The 20,414-nt window shown below is 59.3% G+C and carries 17 protein-coding genes and 1 tRNA gene; 4 read left to right on the top strand and 14 right to left on the bottom strand.

From position 1 onward, the window contains the following. Window positions 1–27: 27 nt before the first annotated feature. Entirely contained in the window at window positions 28–2,061 is a 2,034-nt protein-coding gene (locus BW14_RS03380) for a long-chain fatty acid--CoA ligase (RefSeq protein ID WP_140489262.1), read from the top strand. Between the two features lie 130 nt (window positions 2,062–2,191). Here the strand turns inward: BW14_RS03380 and era are convergent, their stop codons facing one another. The 6 genes from era to BW14_RS03350 all read right to left on the bottom strand — a co-directional run bounded on the left by era (window position 2,192) and on the right by BW14_RS03350 (window position 7,628). Next, window positions 2,192–3,187, bottom strand: coding sequence for a GTPase Era (gene era / locus BW14_RS03375; protein ID WP_140463136.1), 996 nt, complete (start codon window positions 3,185–3,187; stop codon window positions 2,192–2,194). 37 nt (window positions 3,188–3,224) lie between these two features. Then, the gene (locus BW14_RS03370; RefSeq protein WP_044088345.1) at window positions 3,225–4,664 is read right to left on the bottom strand and encodes a hemolysin family protein; all 1,440 of its coding nucleotides are present in this window, start codon (window positions 4,662–4,664) and stop codon (window positions 3,225–3,227) included. 24 nt (window positions 4,665–4,688) lie between these two features. After that, the gene (gene ybeY / locus BW14_RS03365) at window positions 4,689–5,240 is read right to left on the bottom strand and encodes an rRNA maturation RNase YbeY (protein ID WP_044088346.1); all 552 of its coding nucleotides are present in this window, start codon (window positions 5,238–5,240) and stop codon (window positions 4,689–4,691) included. Beyond that, on the bottom strand, window positions 5,230–6,384 hold the full coding sequence (locus tag BW14_RS03360; RefSeq protein ID WP_044088348.1) for a PhoH family protein: 1,155 nt from the start codon (window positions 6,382–6,384) through the stop codon (window positions 5,230–5,232). The genes ybeY and BW14_RS03360 overlap by 11 nt, the downstream gene beginning before the upstream one ends. Before the next feature lie 15 nt (window positions 6,385–6,399). Then, window positions 6,400–6,738, bottom strand: coding sequence for a histidine triad nucleotide-binding protein (locus BW14_RS03355; protein ID WP_044088349.1), 339 nt, complete (start codon window positions 6,736–6,738; stop codon window positions 6,400–6,402). A gap of 92 nt (window positions 6,739–6,830) precedes the next feature. After that, a complete protein-coding gene (locus BW14_RS03350) occupies window positions 6,831–7,628 on the bottom strand; it encodes a 16S rRNA (uracil(1498)-N(3))-methyltransferase (RefSeq protein ID WP_044088350.1) in 798 nt (265 codons plus the stop codon). 95 nt (window positions 7,629–7,723) lie between these two features. Here BW14_RS03350 and BW14_RS03345 point away from each other — a divergent pair. The 3 genes from BW14_RS03345 to glgC all read left to right on the top strand — a co-directional run bounded on the left by BW14_RS03345 (window position 7,724) and on the right by glgC (window position 10,324). Beyond that, window positions 7,724–7,811: transfer RNA gene (locus BW14_RS03345), tRNA-Leu, on the top strand. 52 nt (window positions 7,812–7,863) lie between these two features. After that, complete coding sequence (locus BW14_RS03340) at window positions 7,864–8,745, top strand: RNA methyltransferase (RefSeq protein WP_140463128.1); 882 nt, start codon at window positions 7,864–7,866, stop codon at window positions 8,743–8,745. A 334-nt stretch (window positions 8,746–9,079) separates the two neighbouring features. Beyond that, window positions 9,080–10,324: a glucose-1-phosphate adenylyltransferase gene (gene glgC, locus BW14_RS03335; RefSeq protein ID WP_140489261.1), complete on the top strand. Its 1,245-nt coding sequence runs from the start codon at window positions 9,080–9,082 to the stop codon at window positions 10,322–10,324. A 107-nt stretch (window positions 10,325–10,431) separates the two neighbouring features. Here the strand turns inward: glgC and BW14_RS03330 are convergent, their stop codons facing one another. From BW14_RS03330 to BW14_RS03295, 8 genes are all read right to left on the bottom strand, one after another. Continuing rightward, on the bottom strand, window positions 10,432–11,025 hold the full coding sequence (locus BW14_RS03330; protein WP_140489260.1) for a metal-sulfur cluster assembly factor: 594 nt from the start codon (window positions 11,023–11,025) through the stop codon (window positions 10,432–10,434). Window positions 11,026–11,033: 8 nt separating this feature from the next. Beyond that, complete coding sequence (gene sufU, locus BW14_RS03325) at window positions 11,034–11,588, bottom strand: Fe-S cluster assembly sulfur transfer protein SufU (protein WP_140462919.1); 555 nt, start codon at window positions 11,586–11,588, stop codon at window positions 11,034–11,036. Window positions 11,589–11,596: 8 nt separating this feature from the next. Continuing rightward, window positions 11,597–12,871, bottom strand: a complete 1,275-nt coding sequence (locus tag BW14_RS03320) for a cysteine desulfurase (RefSeq protein ID WP_140462917.1) — start codon at window positions 12,869–12,871, stop codon at window positions 11,597–11,599. A 105-nt stretch (window positions 12,872–12,976) separates the two neighbouring features. Beyond that, complete coding sequence (sufC, locus tag BW14_RS03315; RefSeq protein WP_044088357.1) at window positions 12,977–13,756, bottom strand: Fe-S cluster assembly ATPase SufC; 780 nt, start codon at window positions 13,754–13,756, stop codon at window positions 12,977–12,979. Between the two features lie 44 nt (window positions 13,757–13,800). Continuing rightward, a complete protein-coding gene (gene sufD / locus BW14_RS03310; protein WP_140462915.1) occupies window positions 13,801–15,036 on the bottom strand; it encodes a Fe-S cluster assembly protein SufD in 1,236 nt (411 codons plus the stop codon). 5 nt (window positions 15,037–15,041) lie between these two features. Further along, window positions 15,042–16,541, bottom strand: coding sequence for a Fe-S cluster assembly protein SufB (sufB, locus tag BW14_RS03305; protein WP_140462913.1), 1,500 nt, complete (start codon window positions 16,539–16,541; stop codon window positions 15,042–15,044). A gap of 235 nt (window positions 16,542–16,776) precedes the next feature. Next, window positions 16,777–18,402: a L,D-transpeptidase family protein gene (locus tag BW14_RS03300; protein WP_140462910.1), complete on the bottom strand. Its 1,626-nt coding sequence runs from the start codon at window positions 18,400–18,402 to the stop codon at window positions 16,777–16,779. 207 nt (window positions 18,403–18,609) lie between these two features. Next, the gene (locus tag BW14_RS03295) at window positions 18,610–20,274 is read right to left on the bottom strand and encodes a CTP synthase (protein WP_044088362.1); all 1,665 of its coding nucleotides are present in this window, start codon (window positions 20,272–20,274) and stop codon (window positions 18,610–18,612) included. Window positions 20,275–20,414 lie beyond the last annotated feature (140 nt).

Below are 20,414 nucleotides of genomic sequence, written 5' to 3'. Positions count from 1 at the left end.
CATTGACACGTATAGCAGGAGCAAGAATTGTCGGTTATCAATTCCTTCACGCAACACACCATCGACCTCACCCGTAGGGCGCTGAGGCTGGGGTCCGACTTCGTCCACCCAGTGCACGACGACACTCCGGACGAGCCCGATTACCTGTCCAACGCCGACGTGCCGGTCGAAGCCGACATCGCGCTGCCGCACAGCGATGACTGGGACGACGGACATCTGACCGTCACCGACATCGATCCGGTTTCGGGTCTGCTCACCACCTCCACCGAAGGCAACCCACCACTGGATGAGGGCACGTCCATCTACGACCTGTATGCGGATCGCGCCAGGCGCATGGGCGACGAGCCTCTGTATACGTACAAGTCTGGCAACGAGTGGGTCACCGTGACCGCCAACGAGTTCCTGGCCGACGTGCGTGCGGTGGCCAAGGGCCTACTGCATTACGGTCTGAAAAAGGGCGATGCCGTGGCGTTCATGTGCCGCACGTCATATGACTGGGATCTGACGGACGCGGCGATCATGGCCTGTGGCGGCGTGCTGGCGACCATCTACGACACTGATTCCGCCGAGCAGATCCGCAACATCGTCAACAATTCCGATGCACGTCTGCTGATTGTGCAGGATGCCGATATGCGCGAGAAAGCGGATGGCGCTGTGGAGGAATGCCCGTCTCTCGAGCACATCCTCACCATCGAAACCGGTGCGCTTGACGAAATCAAGGCGTACGGCGCCGGCGTGTCGGACGAGGAACTGGACGAGCGCATCGATTCGGTGAAGAAGACCGATCTGTGCTCCATCGTCTACACGTCCGGTTCCACCGCTGCGCCCAAGGGCGTGGAGATGACCCATGAGCACTACTGCCAGACCGCGCTGAATCTGCCGGACTACATGCCCGAGCTGTTGCACGACAAGAGGAACACCATCCTGCTGTTCCTGCCGCAGGCACATTCCTTCGCCCGCGCCATCAACTACATCGTCGTTGCCTCGGACATCCATATCTACATCGCCACCGGCATCAAGACGCTGATCGGCGACTTGCAGGTGGCCAAGCCTTCCATCATGATCGTGGTGCCACGCGTGTTGGAGAAGGTGTACAACGCCGCCTCGCAGAAGGCCGGGCACGGCCCCAAGGGCGTGGTGTTCGCTTCCGCCGTGGTCGCCGCCCAGGATTACATGAAGGAGATTTCGGCAAACGGGAAGGCCGGAGCCCTGACCCGAGCCCGTCGCGCCGCATTCGATCCTATTGTCTATTCGTCCTTGCGCGAAGTGCTTGGCGGACGAGCCAAGTGGTTCGTGGCCGGTGGCGCTCCGCTCGATCCCGAACTGCTGGCCTTCTTCCGTGGCGCGAACGTGCCGGTGTATGAGGGTTATGGTCTGACCGAAACGACCGCTCCGTGCGCCTTCAACCCGCTGGGAACACCGTTCCACGCCGGATCCGTCGGTATCGCGTTCCCCGGTTTCTCCCTGCGTATCGCCGAAGATGGTGAGATTCAGGTCAAGGGTCGTGCCGTGTTCCCGCGTTATCACAAGAACGACGAGGCGACTGAATTGTCGTTCACCGAAGATGGATGGTACGCCACCGGCGATTTGGGCCGCATCGACAACGATGGATTCCTGTACATCACCGGTCGTAAGAAGGACCTCATCATCACCGCAGGCGGCAAGAACGTCTCCCCCGGCCCGATCGAAGAAGTGATCCAACGTTGCGAGATCGTCTCCCAGGCTCTGGTGCTGGGCGACAAGCGGCCGTTCATCTCCGCCCTGATCACGCTGGACGAGGAGTCGTTGCGCCCGTGGCTGGCCGCAAAGGGTCTGGACGAGCACATGTCGATGGAGGACGCCGCGCAGAACGCCGCGGTGCGCGCCGAAGTGCAGAAGTGGGTCGATCAGGCCAACGAAGGCGTCTCCAGGGCCGAGTCCGTGCGCAAGTTCATCATACTGCCTGAGGAATTCACTCAGGAGAACGGTCTGATGACCGCATCGATGAAGGTAATCCGTCCCAAGGTCATCAAGCGCTACTCCACATTGCTGAACACCCAGATGTACACCAGGAAGAAGTGAGCAGCGAAGCAACATGCGGATACGAAGGAGGGGCTCCCCAATTGGGGAGCCCCTCCTTCGTTGATGAATGCACTACCCCTCAGTCCCGCTTCGCGGGACAGCTCCCCTGACAAGGGGAGCCGATATACCGTCAGAAGCCAAGGCGCTCTAGCTGCTTAGGATCGGACTGCCAGCCTTTGGCCACCTTGACATGGAGGTCGAGTTTCGCCTTCTGCCCGACAATGCGGTTGACCGGCGTGCGCAGCTTCTTCTTCACGTAGGTAAGGTTCGACGCGCCTTTGCCGATGATGATCGGCTTCTGCGAGTCGCGTTCCACATAGATCGACACATGCACTTCGGCCTTGCCGTCATAGCCGGCACCGGTTTCGTTGTCCTGCGGATAATCGATGGAGTCCACCACAACCGCCAGCGAATGAGGCAACTCATCATCCAACGCTTCGAGGAACGTTCCACGGACGAGTTCGGCGATGGTCTCTTCCGGACGCTCCTCACTGATCATGTCGGTGGGATACATCTTTGGGCCTTCGGGCATATGCTCGATGAGCACCTTCTTGACCTCGTCGAGATTGTCGTATTCCAACGCGCTCACCGGTACGATGTCGGTGAAATCGGCGAAACCATTGATTTCAATGAGCTTGTTGATCAGAGCCTGTCTGTTCAGCTCATCGATCTTGGTGACGATGGCGATCAGCGGAATCTTCCAGGAAAACGTGCCGTCTTCGCGCTTGACGGCGAAATCGGTACGCAAACGGGACAGGATGCGCTTGTCACCGGGACCGATCTCCTGATCGGCGGGAAGCAGGAACGCCACCTCGTCCACATCGGACAGCGATTCCTCCACCACATCGTTCAATCGTTGCCCCAGCAATGTGCGCGGCCTGTGAATGCCGGGTGTGTCCACCAGCACCAGCTGCGCATGCTCGGTGGTCAGAATGCCTCGGATGGCCTTACGCGTGGTCTCCGGTCGAGATGATGCGATGGCGATCTGCTTGCCGATAAGCGCGTTGATCAGCGTGGACTTGCCCACATTCGGACGCCCCACCACGGCAACGAATCCGGAGCGGTATGGCACCTCTGACGCTTCATGGGTGCGGTCCGCATCCTGTACGGACACGGCAACCGCCATGTTCACGGCTTCATTCTGATCATCGCTTTGGGTCATATCACTCCTTGTCGGCGTTGCCGGCGTTCTGCCCATCCCCGTCGGATGCGCCACCGTCATTCTCACTGATTGTGCCATCTTCCTCGTCACCCTCGACGTGTGCCGGTTCTACGACGATGGTGGAGACCTTCTTACGGCGTCCTGCGGAATCGACCGCAGTCAGACGCAGTCCACGAGTGACTGCGGAGGCCCCGACGATCGGAACCCGTCCGATCAGCTTGGTCAGCAGACCATAAACGGTATCCACATCGTCCTCGTCGATGTCGATCTCGAAGATCTCCTCGAGCTCGGCGATCGGCGTACGCGCGGGCATCTTCCACTTGTTCTCGCCTATCTTTTCCGGCTCACTGTGCTGGATGCGGTCATGTTCGTCCTCGAGTTCGCCGACGATCTGTTCAAGCGTGTCCTCGATGGTCACCATACCGGCGATACCGCCATATTCGTCCACGACCACAGCCACATGCTGACGGGAACGCTGCATCTCATGGAACAGGTCATCCACCGGCTTGGACTCAGGCACCAGCAGAGGCTGACGGACGATCGACTCCACCTCGCGGCTTAGAGCGGACGGGTTGAAGGCGGTGGCACGCACGGCATCCTTGAGATACGCCACGCCGATCAGATCATCGACATCCTCGCCAATGACCGGCACACGGGAGAATCCGGAACGGGAGAACAGTTTCAATGCCGAAGACAACGTGGTGCCGCGCTCCATGCAAATCATGTCGGTGCGAGGAACCATGATCTCGCGGGTCAGCGTATCGGACAACGTCAGCACGTTGCGCAGCATTTCGGAGACTTCGGGATCGAAATCATTGGATTCGACCAAGCGATCGATGGCGGCCTTGCCTTGCTCGAGCTGTATTTTCTCCAGCTCCTCATCGTCCGACAGGTCGGAATCCTTGGACTTGCGCCCCGCCCCCTTGCCGTTCTTTTCGGAACCGATGCGGGCGAACGGCGTGATCTTGCATCCCAATGCGACGATGGTCGAACTGGACAGCATGATCTCCACAGGCTTGGCCATACCGGTTGTGCGCGGACGCACCAACACGGAGACCACGGCCACCACGATGGCGAACAGGAACCCCGCCAGCAGGCTAATCCATAGCTCAAGCCCCCATAATGACGTGATGGCGCATACGAGGACGCCATCAAGCACATTGCAGGTGATGCGGAAGAAAGCGCAACTGCCTGCCGTGGCATACCGATTCGCAATCAGACGCTGCACCCGGTGAATCTTGTCGATTTTCTTCATCTTGAGGAACTGACTCATTTCAGAGTCGGTCTGCACTTCAAGAATCATGTTGTTCAGGCTGGCGCGGGTCACGCGGGCGACTGCGCCTTCGGCCGCCGCCATCGTCAGGGACAGCCAGACGAAAAAGGCAGCGGTCAGTACAAGAATGACAGTGACTGAGATGAGGGTGGTACTGGAATACTCCATGGTGATGATGTGCCGTCCTTGAATCTATTGTTTGGCGTTGAGATCTCGTCCGGTGCCATGCGAGGCATCGTATATGGCCAATGCGTCGGGCGTGCCTTCCGGCAGCGTGGCCTGCACGTTGGCGTCCTGACGCAAAGCGAAGAACGTGAGCAGCAATTGGCGCTGCAGACCGAACATCTGCCGCTCCTGTTCGGGAGTCGTGTGATCGTATCCGAGCAGATGCAGAATGCCGTGGATGGTGAGCAGCAGCATCTCGCTCATTGTGCTGTGTCCGGCTGCGGCGGCCTGCTGTGCGGCGACCCAGGGACAGATGACGATATCGCCGAGTACACCCTCCATGACGGTTTTGCCGTCTCCAGGACGCAGCTCATCCATCGGAAAACTCATGACGTCAGTAGGCCCCTCGAGATTCATCCATCTCATGTGGAGTTCCGCGATGGGGTCGGGGTCCACGAACATGATGGTCAGATCAGACTGGGTGCTGACCCGCATCTGATCGAGCACCCATATGCCCAGATCGGAGAACACCTTGGGGTCGATGTTCCACTGGGTTTCATTGGTCACGTCAACGCTCATTGGACTCCTCGCTCGGGTTCGTCGTTTCCACGGGCTTTGCGGCATGCCGTCGGCCTCTCATACCGCGATGATCTCCTGCAATCGCCGCATGGCGGTCGTACGCCGCCACGATCCTGCCGACCAGCTGGTGACGCACCACATCCTCGGTATTCAGATGCACGAAGGCGATGTCGTCGATGCCGTCCAGAATCCCCTCGATGGTGGCGAGGCCGGAACGGGGAACGGCCAGATCGACCTGGGTGATATCGCCGGTGATCACCATCCGCGTATTGAAGCCGAGACGGGTGAGGAACATCTTCATCTGCTGTTCAGTGGTGTTCTGAGCCTCGTCGAGAATCACGAAGGCGTCATTGAGCGTACGCCCGCGCATGTATGCGAGAGGCGCCACCTCGATGGTGTTGTCGTCCATGAGCTTCTTGAGCTGATCGGCGCCCAGCATGTCGCCGAGCGCGTCATACAGCGGGCGCAGATAGGGGTCGACCTTGTCGTTCAGCGTGCCGGGCAGGAAGCCCAGGTTTTCGCCGGCCTCCACCGCAGGACGGGTGAGGATGATTCGACGGATTTCCTTGTCCTGGAACGCCCGCACGGCTTTGGCTACCGCAAGATAGGTCTTGCCGGTGCCGGCAGGCCCGATGCCAAAGGTGATGGTATGTGACGCAATGGCGTTCACATATGCCATCTGGCCGGGCGTCTTGGCCCGTACGGGCACACCTGCGGCAAAGGTGATGACGCCGGGGACAATGGGTTTGCGATACACAGGGTCGTGCGCTCCTGCCGTACGCGCACGGGAACGCTCGGCGACCGTCGACCGCACGAGTCTGTCATGCGCCGGCCCGTGGCCGGGATGCTCGAGCCGTACGTGGTTCTTCAATACGTTCTGGTCAAGCATGCGACGCACGGTATCCGCATCCATCGGAGCGGTATACGCGGCCTGGATGATGGTATTGATGAACTCTTCGGCCTGTGCCGCCTGCGACTCGGTCTGCTTGGATCGGGAGACTATGGCCACACGATTGCCCCGCACGATGATGGTCAGGTCGGAGAAGGCCCTCTCCACCTCACGAATGACCTCGTCGACCGGACCGAACACAGCTACCGGGTCAAGCTGGGAAGGAATGGTGATGGTGCGTGTTGTTGTTGCCACGGGAAGAATGGATTCCTATTCGTCGAGCTTTTCACCGGTCAGCACATGCGCATGCACGTGGAATACCGTCTGTCCGGCGTCAAGGCCGGTATTGAACACCAGCCGGTACGCCCCGTGGAAGGATTCATCGGCGATATGCTGGGCGATGGATACGATGTGCGCCAGTTCGGCAGGATCGGCTGCGGCAAGTTCGGCGGCATTGGCGTAGTGCTTCTTGGGCACTACCAGAACATGAATCTTCGCTTTGGGATTGATGTCCTTGAACGCGTACGTGGTGTCGTCTTCATAGACCTTGCTGCTGGGAATCTGACCTGCGATGATCTTGCAGAACAGGCATTCATCGGATTCGCTCATCATGCTCCTCGTTCTTCTGTGGTTGCATTCCTGTTTCAGCTTAGCGCGAGGCCGTTACTCGATGTGACGGAAAACCGCTGTTCAACACCGATTCACTCGTATCGCCCCAAGACGCGCGACAGCAGCGACAATGCCACAGGCCCCGCCGTGGCTGCGCGCATGATGGTATGGCCCAATACGCAGGTCAGAGCGCCCGCTTTGGTGAATTCCGAGATCTCCGCCTCGCTGATGCCGCCTTCCGGTCCTACGACCACGCTGATGGTTCTTGGCCGGCCGTCTTCCAGGGTGCGTTCCATCAACTGTGAGACCTTGCACTCAACGCCTGACCAGGTATCCGTGGCGTCCTGGTGCAGTACGATGACCAGATCGCCATGCACGCAGGCCCTGCGGCAAATCGCCGTGACCTCCTTGCTCGATACGCATGGTTCAAGCCGTGGCCTGAACACTCTGCGCGATTGCTCCGTGGCTGCGTCAAGCACGGAACCCCATTTCCTGTCAGTGCGACCGGCCTTCCATTTGGCGATGGATCGGTCGGCCTGCCACGGCACCACCTGGTCGACGCCGATCTGCGTGGCCATATCGATGGCCTGTTCATCGTGTCCGGTCTTCGCCAATGCCTGGATGAGCGACAACCTCGTCAGCGGTTCCGGTTCCCGACCGACTTCGACGACTTCCGCCAGTCCTTCTTCCGGATCCGACATCACCGCCTGGATCCTGAGCCCATGTCCATCGGACAGTTGCAGGCTGTCACCCGCCTTCAATCGCATGGCCTGCACGGCATGACGCCTGACATGGGCGGGCAGTGTCAGCTTCCATCCCGCATGGAGCTCATCGCTATTCACCGGCACGTTATCGACCTGTGGGTCGAAGAGGAATACAGCATCAGTCATGCCTTCAAGGCTACACGCGACACGCCGAACACACGCGCGAATTGCATCTTCGTAATTTGCTGCTAAAGTATCTACTCGTTGTCCAAACGACACCTGCCCGGGTGGCGGAATGGTAGACGCGCTAGCTTGAGGTGCTAGTGCCTATTTTATACAGGCGTACGGGTTCAAGTCCCGTCTCGGGCACAGATAAACCCCTTGCAATGCAAGGGGTTTTTCGTTATTCGAAAGGCTCACCATGCGATTCATCACATTGCAGTCCGTCGACGATCCGCGCGTCGAGGCATATGTGAGCCTTACGGAAATGCAGCTGCGCAACCGTCTGGAACCGGAAAAAGGCGTCTTCATCGCCGAATCGCCCAAGGTCATCGACCGCGCCCTGGCAGCTGGCAGGGAACCGCTTTCGCTGCTGGTGGAGGAGCCTTGGCTCGAAGGCATGCGACAGACCTTCGACTTCATCGATGCGAGGTGGGGCGATTCGATTCCCGTATATGTGGCCTCCCCCGAACAGCTCAAGCGTCTGACCGGATACCGGCTGCACCGCGGCGCATTGTGCGCCATGCGCCGCTGGCAGTTGCCGTCCGTGGCAGAGGTGTGCCGGACCGCCACACGTGTGGCGGTGATGGAGAACATCGTCGACCACACCAATGTAGGGGCTTTGATGCGTTCGGCGGCGGCGTTGGATGTGGACGCGGTCCTGGTCACGCCATCCTGCGGGGATCCCCTGTATCGTCGCGCCGCCCGTGTCTCGATGGGCACGGTGTTCCAAGTGCCATGGACCCGAATCACCGGTTTTAACGAAGATGGCACGGAAGACAAGCATTATTGGCCATTCCGAGGCATCGACAAGTTGAAATCGTTGGGATTCACCACGGTGGCCATGGCTCTTGAGAATCGTTCCATCTCATTGGAAGAGCTCACCCGCCGGTTGCATGCGCCGGCTGACGATCCGACGCGTATCGGCAAGCTCGCGCTTATTTTCGGCACCGAAGGCGACGGGCTGTCGCATCACACCATCGCACGCGCCGACCTGACCGTCAAAATTCCCATGAGCCATGGCGTCGATAGCCTCAATGTGGCTGCTTCCAGCGCGGTTGCCTTCTACGCCACCAGACACTGAACTTCGTTTTCTCGCAATCCTCTCGTCAGACAGACGTCAGGCTGTCATCGAGTCGCGCATCACTGCACCTTGCAGCTTGATATGCCACACCTCGCAATGCGATGTGAGGCACGTCACACTCCTTGTATGCGCTAGACAGCCTTCACACACAGCCGAAGGTCCTGCATCGCGTACGAATACGCGCAACAGTTCATCACAAGTTCACGGCACGCGGAAGCGATATCCTTGCATGTTCGTTTTTTTCTGCAATTATTAACTATGTAAACCAGATGCAACGATGCGTTTAGCCGAGCAGTGCGGTGTCGAAAGACGCTCCGACAAGAGAGGATAAACGATGGCTAAGAATCCTAAGATTCTGTCGATTGTGCTTGCAGGCGGTGAGGGGACCCGTCTGATGCCGTTAACCCGAGACCGGGCCAAGCCCGCTGTCCCCTTCGGAGGCGTGTACCGCCTGATCGATTTCCCGCTCAGCAATCTGGTGAATTCAGGGTATCGCCAGGTGGTGGTACTGACACAGTACAAGTCTCACTCGCTCGACCGCCATATCTCCCAAGTGTGGCGATTCTCCCCCCTGCTGGGTTCGTACGTCTCCCCTGTGCCGGCGCAGCAGCGACTCGGCAAGCACTGGTACCTTGGTTCGGCAGATGCCATCTACCAGACCATCAACATCATCGAGGATGTTCAGCCTGACATCGTGGTCATCGTCGGCGCCGACCACGTCTACCGCATGGACTTCGAGCAGATGGTGCAGCAGCATATCGAATCCGGCGCTGAGTTTACCGTCGCCGGCATCCGCCAGCCCATTGAAGAATCGAAGCAATTCGGCGTGATCCAAGTTGATCCCGATCATCCGAACATGATCAAGAACTTCGAGGAGAAGCCCGCCTCCACCACCGGCCTGCCCGACAACCCGAACCAAATCCTGGCTTCCATGGGCAACTATGTGGCCAACACCAAGGCGCTGTTCGAGGCTCTGGCGCTCGACGAGAAATCCGCAGACACCAAGCACGATATGGGCGGCGACATCGCCCCCTACTTCGCGTCGCGCAACGAGGCCGGCGTATACGACTTCAATTCCAACGAGATTCCCGGTGCCACGGCCACCGATCACGCATACTGGCGCGACGTGGGTACCATCAAGCAGTTCTACGATGCGCACATGGATCTGATCGCCTATGTGCCTGAGTTCAACTTGTACAACCAGGATTGGCCGATCTACACGATGTCCGGCAACCTGCCGCCGGCCAAGTTCGTGCACGCCGGCCGTGACCGTCTCGGCCACGCCACGGATTCGATTGTCTCCCCCGGCGTGATCGTCTCCGGTGGCGAAGTGCACCATTCCGTGCTCTCCCCCAACGTGCGCATCCATTCTTGGGCCCAGATCGTGGACTCCGTGCTGTTCGACGGTGTGATCATCAACCGCCGCGCACGCGTCTACAAGGCGATTCTCGACAAGAACGTGGTGCTCACCGAGAACTCCACGGTCGGCATCGACACCGAGCACGATCTGGCACGTGGCTTCACGGTCACTCCGGATGGCATCACCGTAGTGCCGAAGAACACCATAGTCGATGACTGATTGACGGCATCATAGTATGCAAAGGCCCCGCGATATGATTCGCGGGGCCTTTGCATATCTCAGCTTACTGAACTGGCATCGCTCTGTGGCAGCTGAGCCGAATTCGATCAGTACTGCGGCATGTTGTCGAAGTTGAATCCAAGGGCCGCGAGTTGGTCGCGCCCCTCAGGAGTGATGCGGTCCATGGTCCAACGGGGATCCCACGTCCAATCGATGCGGAATTCCTCGACCAGACCGGCCAACGTGGAGGCGCATTCGTCTTCGATGAGGTCAGTAAGCGGGCATGCCGGCGTGGTCAGCGTCATCGTGATGATGGCACGGCCGAGCTCGTCGATTTCAATGCCGTACACCAGACCGAGGTCGATGACGTCGATGCCCAACTCCGGGTCGATGACCTGATGCAGCGCCTCACGCACATCCTCTGCGGTGGCGCAACCGATGTCGTCCACAGCCTTCAACGGAATGTCATTGCCGTCCGACTTGTCGGGCTCGTCCGCACACCCGCAGGCACCATGATGATTGCCGCAGGCGCAGGTGTCATCATCATGATTGGCAGGCTCAACCGGATGCCCGTTCGGAAATCCCTTGGCCAATGCAGGGTTCATCATCACACGGCGCGAGGCCTCCTCGTCCTTCAGCACGTCATTGACGGCGTCGAAGATGGACGGCTGCGGTTCGGGAACCAGATTGTTGTCGGTCATAAACTACCTCAGTTCTTTGCGGCAAGGGCTTTGGCGATGGAATCCTTCAGCCCCTCCCAGCCTAGCAGAGCGCATTTGATACGCATAGGGTATTTGGATACGCCTTGGAATACAACGGCATCGCCCAATTTGTCTTCCAATGCCTCATCGTGCAGACCGGCACCGCGTGATTCCATGAGCTTATGGAACACCTGCTCCAATCCCATGGCCTCTTCCACGGTTTTGCCGTCCACGAGATCCACCATCACGGACAGACTGGCCTGGGAGATCGAACAGCCGTGGCCGTCCCATACCAGACGCTTGATGGTGTGGGGCTCGTCATCGGACACCTCCACGTGGACGGTGGCCTCATCACCGCATGTGGGGTTGAACTGATGCGATTCACCGGGAGTGCAATACTCGTGGGTGGCGCGAACCGTCGTATTGGCAACGGCCTCACCGGATTGCTCCGTCGCAGCATCAGGAGCGAACGACTCCTTGCCATGCGGATGCTTGGAAGCCTCAAGAATGACCTCCTGATACATCTGCTCGAGTTCGTCTCCGCTCATGCCGAAATCACTCATAAATGCAACTACTCCACTTCAAAGAACTTACGGATGCCTTGTGCCGCCTCGATCAATGTCTGGGCGTCCTCCACGGAATTGTAGACGCCGCTGGAGGCCCGGTTGGACGCATACAGGCCGAAATGACGATGAACCGGCTGAGCGCAATGATGTCCGACACGGATGGCGATGCCCTGTGCGTCGATGTACTGGCCCACATCATGCGGATGCACGCCCTTGACGTCGAACGCCACCGTGCCGATACGGTTCACGTTCTCACGCGGTCCCAGAATACGGATGCCGTCGATGTCGCCGAGCTTGAGCAGTTCGGCGGCGATGGTCCGCTCATGTGCCTCGATGTTCTCAAGACCGATGTTCATCATCCATTCGGCTGCCACACCTGCGGCGACCACCTGAGCCACCGGCTGGGTGCCGGCTTCGAAGCGTGCCGGCGGGGCCATGTACTGTGCCTCATGGTCCATATAGGCGAGTTCCACCATGGAACCGCCGAAGTTGGCCGGCGGCAGCGCCTCGAGCAGTTCGCGCTTGCCGTACAGGAAGCCGACGCCGGTCGGGCCGTACATCTTGTGTGCGCTCCATGCCGCAAAATCGACATCCAACGCATGGAAATCGACTTTGAGATGAGGCACGGACTGGCATGCGTCCAGAATGAACACGGCACCCACGGCGTGCGCGCGCTTGATGATGGGCGCGACATCGGTGATGGCACCGGTCGTATTGCCCACATGGGTGACGGCGACCACCTTGGTGCGCTCGGTGATGACCTCATCGAGATTGTCGGTGCGCACGCGACCATCCTCGGTCAGATCGATCCACTTGAACGCAGCCCCAGTGCGGTAAGCCAGTTCCTGGAACGGGAGCAGCACGGAATGATGCTCCGCACGAGAGACGACGATCTCGTCACCGGGCTTCAGAGCGAAGCACTTCGCCGCCTCTCCCCCGCGCCCGAGAGATGCATTGCCGAAAGCGGTGGCCAACAGGTTCAAACCTGCGGTGGCACCACCGGTGACCACGATCTCCTCCTCGCCTTCGGCGGCGTTCGCGCCGACCAGCTTGGCGACCTTGGCGCGGGCCTCCTCGAAGGCCATCGTGCTGCGGGCGGCCAACTCGTGTGCGCCGCGGTGCACGCCGGCGTTGATGGTGCGATAGAAATCGGCCTCGGCGTCAATCACCGCATTCGGCTTCTGCGAGGTCGCCGCGGAATCCAGATACACCAGCGGGTGCCCATGGATCCGCTGGTCCAGAATCGGGAACTCACCCCGAATCGCCTCAAAATCAACCATTATCATTCCCCTTCGTTGTGCTGTGCTTTCCCGTTCCGTTTATACTGACCCACTCATCGTAACGATATTTCCGTAGGGAACGTGCGGTCAGAGTGCAATATCAGGCTAGGCCAGCGCGGATTCGGAATCGGCACCTTCAGGAAGGTAGGCGTCGTAACCATGCTCTTCAAGCTCGTCGGCCAGCTCCGGACCGCCGGTCTTGACGAAGTGGCCATCAGCGAACACATGCACGATGTCCGGCTTGATGTACTTCAGGATGCGCGTGTAGTGCGTGACCATGAGAATGCCGAACTGGTTGGCTTCCTTGGCACGGTTCACACCTTCGGATACGATGCGCAGGGCGTCGACGTCGAGGCCCGAATCGGTCTCGTCGAGGATGGCGAACTTCGGCTTGAGCAGTTCGAGCTGCAGCACTTCGGCGCGCTTCTTCTCACCGCCGGAGAAGCCTTCATTGACCGAACGGGTGGCGAACTTCGGATCCATCTTGAGACGCTTCATGGCTTCGGACAGATCCTTGGCCCACTGACGGATGCCCGGCGCCTCACCATCGATCTCGGTCTTCGCGGTCCGCAGGAAGTTGGTCATGGAGACGCCCGGCACCTCCACCGGATACTGCATGGCCAGGAACAGGCCTGCCTTGGCGCGCTCATCCGGGGTCATTTTGAGGATGTCCTGTCCGTCGAGCAGCGCTTCGCCGGAATCAACCACATACTTGGGATGGCCGGCGAGCGTGTACGCCAATGTGGACTTGCCGGAACCGTTCGGTCCCATGATGGCATGCGTCTCACCGGAGTGGACGGTCAGGGTGGCACCCTTGAGAATCTGCTTGGTGCCTTCCTTGGTCTCCACATGAACGTGAAGATCCTTGATTTCGAGTGTTGACATGTTGTGCTCCTAATAACGTGTGTTCGTAACTTGCGGCCGGGGGCTTACTTGTCTTCTAGGACCTGCGCCACGGCTTTGTTCTCGCCACGTGCGAGGCGGCGATCGATGACATCCATCAGATGCTCGGAGATGGCGGGGATGCCGATCTCCTCCACGAGTTCGCCGAAGAAGCCTCGTACCACGAGCTTGCGGGCATCGGCTTCGGGAATGCCGCGGGACTCGAGGTAGAACAGCTCCTCATCATCGAAACGGCCGACCGAGGAGGCGTGGCCTGCACCGATGATGTTGCCGTTCTCAATCTCGAGGTTCGGTTCGGAATCGGCGATGGCTCCCGGCGTCAGCACGAGGTTGCGGTTGAGCTCGTAGGAATCAGTGCCGGGCGCTGTGGGCTGGATAAGCGCGTTGCCCACCCATGTGGAGTGCGCGCCCTTGCCATCCAAGGCACCCTTGTACACGACGCGTGACTTGCAGTCGGGATGGTTGTGAACCACCATCGTGCGGTGCTCGATATGCTCGCCGGGATCGACGAAGTAGATGCCGAGCATGTTGAGGTCGCCCTGCTCGCCACCGAAATCCTGGTCCATGCGGATGCGCACGATGTCGCCGCTCAATGTCACCACGGAATGGCGCAGGGACGCGCCCTCGCCTACGTGGATGCGATGGTTGCCCACATGCTTGGCGGTTTTCGCCCATTCCTGAATGAAGGTGGTGGAAACATGGGAATCTTTGCCCGTGGTGATTTCAACGCCTTCGGCCAGACGCGCATCGCCGTCATGCTCGATGACAACATCGGCATGCGCACGGTCGGCCGCGGCGATCACCAGATGGAACGCATCGAGGTCCTCCCCCGCGCCATGCACCTTGACCAGCACCGGCTGGGCGATCTCACCTTCCAATTCAAGAATGGTGGCGGTGGCACCGGATTCCCATTCCACGGCGGAGACTCGGTCATTCGGTTTGGACACCGTGCCGGACAGGCCTTCACCGAGCTTCGTCTGCGTAAGCTTGATGCCTTCGGCCAGCGGCGATCCATCAATCATCGAGACTTCGATCTGTGTTTCGCCTGACGGCTTGAACACGTTGAAGAACTCGCTGATGCGTTCGATGGGCGTGTATCGCCATTCATCCTGCTTGCGGTCGGGTTCAGGGTAGTCGTTCGCGTCGAACGAGCGGACGGCGTGGTCGACCGAGGACGGCATGGCCGCCGGAACCGCATACGGGTCATTGGGATCCGCCACCGGAATGTTGATTTCCTTGACGGGTGTTGTTGTATCGGCCATTGCTATCAGCCCACCGATCCTTCCATCTGAAGTTCCACAAGTCTGTTGAGTTCAAGCGCGTATTCCATCGGCAACTCGCGGCTGATCGGCTCCACGAAGCCGCGTACGATCATGCCCTGCGCCTCCTCTTCGGTGAGTCCTCGACTCATCAGGTAGAAGAGCTGGTCTTCGGAGATCTTCGAAACGGTGGCCTCATGCGCCATGGAGACGTCATCCTCACGCACATCCACATGCGGGTAGGTGTCCGAGCGGGAGAAATCGTCGACGAGCAGTGCGTCACACACCGTGGAGTTGGACGAGCCTTCCGCGCCCTTGACAATCTTGACGAGACCGCGATAGGCGGAGCGACCTCCACCGCGGGAGATGGACTTCGCCACGATGGTGGAACTGGTGTGCGGGGCGAGATGAATCATCTTCGCACCGGTGTCCTGATACTGGCCCTTGCCGGCGAAACCAAGCGACATGGTGGAGGCCTTCGCATACGGCTCGGCGAGGATGCAGGCCGGGTATTTCATGGTGGCCTTGGAGCCGATGTTGCCATCCACCCATTCCATCGTGCCGCCCTCGCGTACATAGGCACGCTGGGTGACGAGGTTGTACACGTTGTTGGACCAGTTCTGCACGGTGGTGTAGCGCACGCGTGCATGCTTCTCGACGATGATCTCGACGATGGCGGCGTGCAATGAATCCTCGGACCAGATCGGTGCGGTGCAGCCTTCCACGTAATGCACGTAGGAGCCTTCATCGGCGATGATCAACGTACGTTCGAACTGGCCCATGGCGGGGGTGTTGATACGGAAGTAGGCCTGCAGCGGGATGTCGACATGCACGCCCTTCGGCACATAGACGAACGAGCCTCCCGACCATGCGGCAGTGTTCAGGGCACCGAACTTGTTGTCCTCCGGAGGTACGACAGTGCCGAAATACTTGCGCACGAGGTCGGGGTATTCGCGCACCGCAGTATCGGTGTCGACGAAGATCACGCCCTTGTTCTTCAGATCCTCCTGGATGGAGTTGTAGATCACCTCGGACTCGTACTGCGCCGCCACGCCTGAGACCAGACGCTTCTTTTCAGCCTCGGGAATGCCGAGACGGTCATATGTGCTGCGGATGTCGTCGGGCAGTTCCTCCCAGGTCTTGGCCTGCTTGTCAATGGGCTTGACGTAGTACTTGAAATCGTCCGCGTTGAAGCCGGACAGATCCACGCCCCACTTGGGCATGGGCTTGTCCAGAAAAGCCTTGAAGCCGCGCAGTCGCATATCGAGCATCCACTGAGGCTCTCCCTTGTCGGCGCTGATGGCTCGGACCACATTCTCGTCGATGCCTCGTTTGGCTGCCTCACCGGCTGCATCGGAATCGTGCCAGCCATAGCTGTAATCGCCGAACTGGCTGATGATCTCGTCGTCCTTTTTGATCTTTTCCTCGTTGACGCGTGAACGGTCGGCCACGTACTGGCTCATCTCCACGTCAGCGGCGGCGTTTGGCGCTGTGTTTTCGCTCACCATCCTGCCTTCCTTGTTGCTCAATATCCTACGTAAACCTAACAGAACCCGTGTCTAAACACCACTGCCCACACTGCATATTGGCTGTGCGCTGACGTGATGTGCGGCACATGACGCGCGAGTATGACAAGGGGCTCGTCATGGACGGACATGACAAGCCCCGTATTCGATGTTCAGAATAGTCAGATCCTTCCAGCTTCCTCTGCGAGACAGCCTTTGCGGAAATGAATTCAGCCGATCACAGTTGCACGTGCACGCTGGTGCCCATCAGACACCAATCGTAGAACCAATCGGACACATCCCATCCGATGCCCACGCAACCGTGGGAGATGTTGTTCATGCCGGCGATGGTGGCGTCGCTGGTGAAGCTTGACTTGGCGATACGGTGGATGGCGCAGCCGTCCTTGGAGAAGTAGTTGACATCGCCCACGCCCTTGACGTTCCAAGTCGAGGTGCTGCCGTCGGAGAGCTTGACGCTGCCGCTCATGTCCTGGGTCGGATACTTGAGCCAGACCTTGAAATCACCGGTAGGGGTGCACAGATCGCCTTCGCACACGCCCGTGGTCGGATTGTTGTCCTCGCCCACAGATGCATGGAAGGTCTTGATCTCCTGATCGTTTTCGTATACATGGACGAGACGGTCGGACAGATCCACAACAACGTGACGTTTGGTCTTCTTGGTCTGCATTGGATCCACAGTGCCCTCGACGCTTACAGAGCCGCTTCCCTTGGCAAGAGCCTCGACCGCATCGTTGCCAACACTGCCATCGGCACCGGTGGTGATGGTGACACCGTCATGGCCTTCCTTGATGACCTTCAGTTCGTCGCCGTCATTGTTGACGATGACCTCACGGTCTTCCCGGCTGGTCTGGAAAGTGGGCTTGATTGACTGATCGTAATACTGCTGAATCTTGTTCGCATCGAACACCACGTATCCGTTGCGGGTCTCCCCGGAAGCGAGCTTGCCGTTCTTGTTGGCATCGACACGCATGGATGCAGCCAACGCCCGTGCATCGACGGAAGCAATCTGATGGTCGCCGATCTTGATAGCCACCGGGTTCTTGATGAGATTGTCAAGTGTGGACTTGGCGTCATTCGCGACGGTGTCGGTGATCTGTGGATCCGTGCTCTTCAATGAGACCTCTACGGTTGGGGAGGAATCATTGCCGAGCGATTTGATCGAAGCCACTGCGGCTTCAGCCACAGGCTTGGCGTCCAGGCCCTTGCCCGGCTGGCCAGGCACCACATCGAAGGCGTTCTTATCCGCGTTGAGATTCACCGAAGCATCGATGGGCTTGACCTCATCGACGCCGAGCTTGGAGTTCAAGGTGGTGCTATTCGCAGCCGAGACGCTAGCAGGAGCTACATCCACGTTCTTCTTGACCCAAAACGCATACTGCTGCCACCATGCACTATCGCGCTTGGCGTTGACCACATCGGAGGCTATCGCATCGGAATCAACACTCAGCCCGAGATCCTTGAGGGAGATTTTGGCGGTCTTGCCTTCATAGGAAGCGGTCACCGTGGTGTTGCTCACCGCATCATCGATCTGTGCGGCGATATGGCTCTTGCTCTGCCCCATGACCGGATTGCCCCACAGGGTGGCGCCGGGAAGAGCGTGCGATTGGAAGAACCAGAACCCACCACCGCATACTGCGCCCAGCACCGCCACGACACCCAGCACAATCCACGGCCAGACGTGGCGCTTCCGCGGCTTGACGCGGATGGCATGCTCCGCAACGCCGTTCACCGGTGGCTGCACGACGTCAAAAGGCGCGAAGACCGCCGTCGTCTCACCATCGCTCACAGACTTGGCGATACCGGGCTGCGATATGCCCACCGGCTGTCCAAAGTTATCGGTCATGTGACTATTACACACTCTCTCGTTGGTTGTTCCCCGTGCTTATGCACTTGACGCCATTATGCCCTATCCCCGTGAACATGCAGAGGCATCGGCCTCTTCTCCACCTTCAGCGCATATGACCTTGCTCACATATATGCAAAAACTCTCGCTGGTGGCACCCAGTGAGAGTTTTTGCAACATAGCGTTACGCCAATGGTGTTCAGCCGTTCAGCTGCGAGCTTCCTTGTGGTCGAGCGCGGCCTTCACCAGACCGGCGAACAACGGATGCGGCTTGGTCGGACGGGACTTGAACTCCGGGTGGGCCTGGGTGGCCACGTAGAACGGATGCACATCCTGCGGAAGCTCGACGAACTCGGTGAGCTCGCCGTCCGGGCTTTGGCCGGAGATGCGCAGGCCGCCTTCGCGCAGCCGGTCCTTGTAGGCCACGTTGACCTCGTAACGGTGACGATGGCGTTCGGTGACGTGCGTTGTACCGTACAACTCAGCGACCAGGGAGCCCTCCTCCAGCTCAGCCGGATAGGAGCCCAGACGCATGGTGTGGCCCATATCACCCTTACCGGCCACAATGTCCTTCTGCTCCTCCATGGTGGCGATTACCGGATTGGCGCAATCAGGCTCGAACTCGGTGGAGTTGGCGTCCTCGATGCCCAGCACGTGGCGGGCGTATTCGATGACCATGGACTGCAGGCCAAGGCACAGACCGAGTGCCGGAAGGCCGTTCTCACGGGCGAACTTCAGCGCTCCGATCTTGCCTTCGATGCCACGGATGCCGAAGCCACCGGGAATCACGATGCCATCGATGTTGTCGAGGGCTGCGGCCGCACCTTCGGTGGTCTCGCAACGGTCTGCGGCGACCCACTTGACGTTGACCTTGGCCCAGTTGGCGAAGCCGCCGGCCTTGATGGCCTCGGTGACCGACAGGTAGGCGTCCGGCAGGTCGATATACTTGCCGACAATGGCGATATTCACCTCATGCTTGGGGTGATGGACGCGCTCGAGCAGGTCGGCCCATTCGTCCCAGTCGACGTCGTGGAACGGCAGACCGAGCTCACGCACCACATACGCATCGAGCCCCTCGTTGAAGAGGATCTTCGGCACATCGTAGATGCTCGGCGCGTCCACGCAGTTGACCACACCTTCCTCGTCCACGTCGCACATCAGGGAGATCTTGTCCTTGATGGACTTGTTGAGCGGACGGTCGGAACGCAGCACCAGCGCGTCCGGGGAGATGCCCAATTGACGCAGCATCATCACGGAGTGCTGGGTCGGCTTGGTCTTGAGCTCATGCGCCGCGGAGATGTAGGGCACCAGGGAGACGTGCACGAACATGCAGTTCTCCGGGCCGAGGTCGCGGCGCACCTCACGGGCCGCCTCCAGGAAGGGCTGGGATTCGATGTCGCCCACAGTGCCGCCGATCTCGGTGATGATCACATCGACGTCATCGGATGCCTGGGCGCGCATGCGGGACTTGATTTCGTTGGTGATGTGCGGGATGACCTGCACGCACTGGCCGAGGTATTCGCCGGCGCGCTCCTTGCGCAGCACCTCCTGATAGATCTGGCCGGTGGTGACGTTCGCCTTCTGACTCAGGAACACATCGAGGAAGCGTTCGTAGTGGCCGATGTCGAGATCGGTCTCCGCACCATCCTCTGTCACGTACACCTCACCGTGCTGGAACGGGTTCATCGTGCCGGGGTCCACATTGATGTACGGATCAAGCTTCTGCTGCAGCACGTGAATGCCACGGCTGCGCAGCAGACGTCCGAGGGAAGATGCGGTCAGGCCCTTGCCGAGGGAGGAAACAACGCCACCGGTAACGAAAATATGCTTGGTAACGTGCTCTTGGGAATTGCCATGTGTTCTTCTAACCATGGAATTTCACTGTATCATCCGCACGTGACCCGGCGTGTTCGCCCCTGGCCGCCCACAAGCCACACACACATGCGCCATCCACAAACCATCGTCCAAGCTCACCAAGGAAGAACAATCGATGCACATGATTCAGCAGACAC

Origin of the sequence: Bifidobacterium sp. UTBIF-68 (assembly GCF_006408855.1) — a bacterium.
Lineage (GTDB): Bacteria > Actinomycetota > Actinomycetes > Actinomycetales > Bifidobacteriaceae > Bifidobacterium > Bifidobacterium reuteri.
The sequence above is the reverse complement of the archived record's forward strand: the minus strand, read 5'-3'. Positions and strand labels throughout refer to the sequence as shown.